The sequence below is a fragment of the Thiolapillus sp. genome (genome assembly GCF_048562965.1).
GTDB lineage: Bacteria > Pseudomonadota > Gammaproteobacteria > Chromatiales > Chromatiaceae > Thiolapillus > Thiolapillus brandeum_A.
The window spans coordinates 1-876 of record NZ_JBHNMF010001111.1 but is presented as its reverse complement, the minus strand read 5'-3'; the positions used below and the strand labels follow the sequence as shown (position 1 = coordinate 876).

Below are 876 nucleotides of genomic sequence, written 5' to 3'. Positions count from 1 at the left end.
GCACGACGATGGCCAACTGGATCATCCGCCTGGATGACGTATTCAAGCCGTTGATCAACCTGCTGCGGGAACAGCAACTGAACGCGGACTACCTGCAAGCCGATGAGACCCGACTCCAGGTACTCAAGGAAACCGGGAAATCGGCCCAGTCGGACAAATGGATGTGGGTGATCCGGGGCGGACCACCGGACCGACCGGCGGTGCTTCGAATACGATCCCTCGCGCAGCGAGGAGGTGCCCCTGCGCCTGCTCGATGGCTTCAAGGGAACACTCCAGACCGACGGCTATGCCGGCTACAACCGGGTGTGCCGGGAGAACGGCCTGACCCGCATTGGCTGCTGGGATCATGCGCGGCGCAAGTTCGTCGAAGCCAGCAAAGCGGCGCCAGTGAAGAAGAAAGGGACGAAGGTCAGCAAAGCCGACGTGGCCATCGGCAAGATCCGCAAACTCTACGCCATCGAGAAACGGATCGAACGCTGCCAGCCATGGAGAGCGAAGCGAAGGCTGGTAGACCCCAGTAGCCGCGAGGCCGCACTGTTTTCCCGGCGTGCCTTGCGCCAGAGGGAAAACAAAGTAGGCCTCCGAACGCGGCGTCCAGTCATTGGGAGCCAAGTACGGAGCAGCAACGAGCTTGCGAAGTTGTTGCGTAGTGCTTGGTGACCAGGACGGCTGGGGCACAAATAGGTTGTCAAAGGCCGAGTCGATTTTGGGGACTGGGATGTCCCAAAATCTATCACGAGGTCGAAGACACGCTTGAAACTGCCGCCGGAAGAAAAGACCCGGCAGCGTCAGCAGCTGGCGCAACCGGTGCTCGATGACCTCAAGGCCTGGCTGGAGAAAAACAGCACCCGGGTGCCCAGGGACAGCCTGACCTAT

Annotated in this window: 1 protein-coding gene and 1 pseudogene; one reads left to right on the top strand and one right to left on the bottom strand. The window is 60.6% G+C overall.

Annotated elements, in window-relative coordinates:
- Nucleotides 1-465: pseudogene (locus ACOCD2_RS22655) on the top strand (IS66 family transposase); the annotation flags it as partial.
- Here ACOCD2_RS22655 and ACOCD2_RS22650 read toward each other — a convergent pair.
- Nucleotides 450-737: a hypothetical protein gene (locus tag ACOCD2_RS22650; protein WP_293885769.1), complete on the bottom strand. Its 288-nt coding sequence runs from the start codon at nt 735-737 to the stop codon at nt 450-452. The pseudogene ACOCD2_RS22655 and the gene ACOCD2_RS22650 overlap by 16 nt on opposite strands.
- Nucleotides 738-876 lie beyond the last annotated feature (139 nt).